This window comes from Promicromonospora kroppenstedtii DSM 19349 (genome assembly GCF_000515355.1).
Classification (GTDB): domain Bacteria; phylum Actinomycetota; class Actinomycetes; order Actinomycetales; family Cellulomonadaceae; genus Promicromonospora; species Promicromonospora kroppenstedtii.
In genome coordinates this window covers 42,559-47,537 of the sequence record NZ_KI911762.1, presented here as the reverse complement: position 1 = coordinate 47,537, position 4,979 = coordinate 42,559, and the positions used below count along the sequence as shown (strand labels likewise).

Below are 4,979 nucleotides of genomic sequence, written 5' to 3'. Positions count from 1 at the left end.
GGCGCCGACGGCCCCGCGCACCGCCGACCGCACGGCGGCCTCGGCGCGCGACGCGAGCTTGCGCTGCAGCAGCAGGAGATCCTTGGACTCGTCCAGCACCACGGCCGACGCCGACCGTCCCCGCCCGCGCTCCTCAACCACCCGGAACGTCACCCGGAGGTGCCGCGGGAGCCGCGAGACGCGCTCGTCGTCCCACACCTCGGGCGGCACGACGACGTCGCGCAGCGCCCGCACGGCACGCGTGAACGCCGACGTGTAGGGCTCGGCCATGTCGCCCGCCCGGGCGATGTCCTCCCAGGCCGGGGCCTCGGCGCGCAGCCAGGCGACGACCTCGCGGGCGACGTCGGGCGCCGGTACGAGCTCTCGCCGCACCGTCTTGGGCAGGGACTTGATGGTCGCCACGGTCAGCTCCTCCAGGAGCCCGGGCACCATCCAGTCGAACCCGTCCGGCACCACGCGCGCGAGCACGGCCACGGGGACGTGCACGGTGACGCCGTCGGCGTCGGAGCCGGGCTGGAACTGGTAGGTGAGCGGTAGGGAGAGCTCGCCCTGGGGCCAGGTCTCCGGGAACTCGGCGGTGTCCACGGAGGCGTCGCCGACCAGCTGCTCCATGGTGAAGGTGAGCAGGTCGGGCGTCTCCTTGCGGGCCCGCGACCACCAGCGGTCGAAGTGCGCCGCGGAGACGACGGAGTCGGGCACACGTTCGTCGTAGAAGGCGAACAGGTCGTCCTCGTCCGCGACCAGGCCGCGCTGCCGGGAGCGAGCCTCCAGCTCGCCGGCCTCCTCCAGGAGGGCGCGGTTGTCGTGGAAGAACCGGTGGTGCGTGGTCCACTCGCCCTGCACGAGGGCGTGCCGCACGAACATCTCGCGCGCGGCCTCGGGGTCCACCTTGGCGTAGAGCACGCGGCGGTCGGACACGATGGGCACTCCGTACAGCAGCACCTTCTCGGTGCACATCGCCGCGCCCTGCTTGGTGGACCAGTGCGGCTCGGAGTAGGTGCGCTTCGCGAGCGGCCCGGCGAGGTCCTCGGCCCACTCGGGCTGGATGCGGCTGACGTCGCGGGCCCACAGGCGGCTGGTCTCGACCAGCTCGCCCGCCATGATCCACACGGGCGGCTTCTTGGACAGGGGAGACCCAGGGAAGATCGCGAACCGCGCCCCGCGGGCGCCGACGTACTCGTTGCGGGCCTGCTTCTTCGCGCGCTTCAGCGCGATCTCGCGCTGCGCCCCGCGCAGGTGCGCGACGGCGGACGCCTTGACCTCGCCGGTGTCCTGCATGCCGATCTGCGACAGGAGCCCGGCGAGCAGCGACCGGTGGATGGTGTCGTCGTCCCAGGTCTGCCGGTACGTCGCGGCCTCGGGCTCGGCGCCGTCCTCCGCCACCGCGGGCCGCACGTCGACGGCCCGGCGACGCGGCTGGAACGACATCTCGATCCCCAGCGGCTTGGCCATCTCGCGGAGCTGCGCCACGACGTCCTGCCACTCGCGGATCCGCAGGAAGTTCAGGTACTCCGCCTTGCACTGCCGCCGGAAGGCCGAGCTGGAGAGCAGCCGCTGCTGCTCCCGCACGTACTCCCAGAGGTTCAGATAGGTCAGGAAGTCGGAGCGCGGGTCGGCGAACCGGGCGTGCAGCTGGTCGGCCTGCGCGCGCTGCTCGGCGGGGCGCTCGCGGGGGTCCTGGATCGACAGCGCGGCCGCGACGATCGCCACCTCGCGGGCCACGCCGTGCTTCGAGCCCTCGATGACCATGCGCGCCAGGCGGGGGTCCATCGGCAGCTGGGCGAGGGTGCGGCCCACCTCGGTCAGCCGCGTGATGCCGTCGACCTCCTCCAGCGCGCCCAGCTCGGTCAGGAGCTGCACGCCGTCGCGGATCGCGCGTGTGTCCGGCGGCTCGACGAAGGGGAAGCGGGCGACGTCGTCGGGCGTGCTGACCACGCCCACCGAGATCATCTGCAGCAGCACCGACGCCAGGGAGGTACGCAGGATCTCTGGCTCGGTGAACTCGGGCCGTCCGCCGAAGTCCTCCTCCGAGTAGAGGCGGATCGCGATGCCGTCCGCGACACGGCCGGAGCGGCCGCTGCGCTGGTTGGCGGACGCCTGCGACACCGGCTCGATCGGCAGCCGCTGCACCTTGGTCTGCTTCGAGTAGCGGCTGATGCGCGCGGTGCCCGGGTCCACCACGTAGTGGATGCCCGGGACGGTCAGGGACGTCTCGGCCACGTTCGTGGCCAGCACGATGCGCCGCGAGGCGTGCTGCTGGAACACGCGATGCTGCTCCGCGCTCGACAGCCGCGCGTACAGCGGCAGGATCTCGACGTGCTGCGGGTGCTTCGGGTCGCGCGCACGTTCCTTGAGATGCCCGGCGAGGCCGTCGGCGGCGTCGTGGATCTCGCGCTCGCCGGAGAGGAACACCAGGATGTCGCCGCTGCCCTCCCGCATCAGCTCGTCGCAGGCCTCGATGATGCCGGTGACGAGGTCCTTGTCCTCGTCGCCGCGGGCCTTGCCCTTCTTCTTGGGGCCGCCCTGGTCGCGGCCCGACGGCGTCCGCTCGCCCTCCGTACCTGGCTCGCCCTCGTCCGGCGAGAGCGGCCGGTAGCGGATCTCGACCGGGAACGTACGGCCGGACACCTCGACGATCGGAGCCAGGTCCGGGAGCACGTCGGTGACGTACTCGGGCGCCCCGCCCCGCTGCGCCAGGGCGGCGGGGGAGAAGTGGGCCGCGAACCGCTCGGAGTCGATGGTGGCCGACGTGATGATCAGCTTGAGGTCGGGCCGCTGCGGCAGCAGCCGCGACAGGTACCCGAGCAGGAAGTCGATGTTGAGGGACCGCTCGTGCGCCTCGTCGATGATGATCGTGTCGTAGGCCAGGAGCTGGGGGTCGCGCTGGATCTGGGCGAGCAGGATGCCGTCGGTCATGACCTTGACCAGCGTCTCGTCGCTGGACTGGTCGGTGAACCGCACCTGGTAGCCCACGACGCCGCCGAGCTGGGTACCGAGCTCCTCTGCGATGCGCTCCGCGACGGTGCGCGCGGCGAGGCGGCGGGGCTGCGTGTGGCCGATCTGGCCCTCGCGACCGCGCCCCAGCTCGAGCGCGATCTTGGGGATCTGCGTCGTCTTGCCGGAGCCGGTCTCGCCGGCCACGATCACGACCTGGTGGTCCCGGATCGCCGCTGCGATGTCCTCGCGCCGGGCGGAGACGGGCAGCTGGGCCGGATAGGTGATGTCCGGCATCTCGACGGCGGCCCGCTTGGCCGCCGCGGCCGCGAGCTGTTCCGCGGAGACGCGCTGCGGCCCGGACCGCCGCGGACGGCGGTTCTGGTTGCCGGCGCGCCTGCCCGAGCCACGGCGGTGGTTCCGGCCTCCGCCCGCGCGACCGCGATCGCCGTCGGACACAGGGGTGGAGGAAGGCTCGGTACTCACAACCCCTCATTCTCCCAGGAACGGCAAGATGATTTGCCGCACGGCCCACCAGAGGCCGCCCACGGGTCAGACGCCCAGGTCACAGGGGTGACCTGGGCGCCTGGCGGGTGCTACCCGGCCTCGGCCGCGTTCATCAGGTCCAGCACGCCGTGCTGGCAGCCGTGCCCTGTCGCGGGCCGCACCAGCGGCCCGGCCCAGTGCGGGCCGTACATGCCGAGCGAGTCCCGGTCGTCGGCGTACGCGGCGTCGGCCTGCCGGTCGAGGTACGCGCTGTACGGACGGTCGCCCAGGGCCACGTTCAGCTTGCCCAGCCCGCGCACGTAGGCCCCCTTGAACGACGCGCCGTCGCTGTCGCAGTCGTCGCCCTCGTTCACCTCGCGGAGGATCCCGCCGGGGTTGAGGTACGTCGAGCCGGTCGAGGCGTCGGCCAGGTCGCGGGCGGTCTCCAGCAGCGCCGCGTCACCGGTGGCCCGGTGCAGCTCGGCGAGCGCCCCGAGGATCACGCCCTGGTTGTACGTCCAGGTGGGCTGGCCGTTGTTGGCGCACGCGTCGTTGAGCCCGTCGTTGACCAGGTTGCCCGAGTTGATCATGCCGCTGTCCCGGAACCACTCCCACCCCTCCTGCGCCCGCTGACGGTAGGTGGTGTCGCCGGGGATCCGGTTGTGCAGCGCCGCGTTGAGCTGCACGTACAGCTCGTTGGTGATCGCGTTCTTGTACGCGATGCCCGTGTTCCACTGCACGCCGCCGCCGCACTTGTCGGTCCAGTAGGCGCGCATGTGGTCGGCGTCGGCCCGGGCGGTGCTCAGGTACCGGCTGTCCCCGGTCAGGTCGTAGGCGGCGATCCAGGCCAGGCCCCACCAGCCCGTGTCGTCCAGGTACTCGTTGCGGAACTGGCCGTCGCGCGCGTTCACGTTCTTGTCGTAGGTCTGCGCGATCGCGTACCGGTAGCTGCCCATGCCGCTGATCCGGGCGTTGTCGATGACGGCGGTCAGCGCGTTGGCCCCTGTCCACCAGCCGTCGGTCTCGAACAGGCCGGTGTCGCGGTCCCACAGCATCATCAGCGCGGTGGCGGCCGCCGTCGAGCGGCTGCCCGCGTTGCGGTCGTTGCGCGCCCAGCCGGTGCACGCGATCTCGGGGCGGTCGCCCGCCTTGCCGCAGGCCCGGAGAGCGCCGACGCCGACGTTGTTCCAGTCGTCCACGTTGTACATCTGGGTGCGCCAGCCGGTGGAGCCCGTCGGGGTCGTCGTGGCGCCGAGCCGGCTGCCCGACGCCCACGTCCGGCCGCCGTCGAACGAGCGGTCCAGCCACACCTCGTCGCCCGGCTGTCCGCCGTCGATCGAGCCCCAGCCCATGACATCGGGGTCGGACACGTGCAGCCGGATCGTGCGGCCGTGGACCGTGGTGCTCACCGGCACCCGGTCGCCCACCGCGGCCCCGGGGTCCCGGGCGTCGCAGTAGATGTCGCAGATCTCGGCCAGGGTGGCGGCGTGCGTCCCGGTCCCGTCCGGTCCGACGGCGGTCTCCGGTCCGGCGGCGCTCGCACCGGCCGGCGCCGCGTC

2 protein-coding genes are annotated in these 4,979 nt (G+C 72.5%); both read right to left on the bottom strand.

Going from position 1 to position 4,979, the window contains the following annotated elements:
* Positions 1–3,420: ATP-dependent RNA helicase HrpA (gene hrpA, locus PROKR_RS29060; protein ID WP_281171770.1), on the bottom strand; the 3,420-nt coding region annotated here is incomplete at its 3' end.
* A 110-nt stretch (positions 3,421–3,530) separates the two neighbouring features.
* Positions 3,531–4,979 (bottom strand): glycoside hydrolase family 76 protein (locus tag PROKR_RS29055; RefSeq protein WP_211240275.1); only part of this gene is annotated, 1,449 nt, incomplete at its 5' end.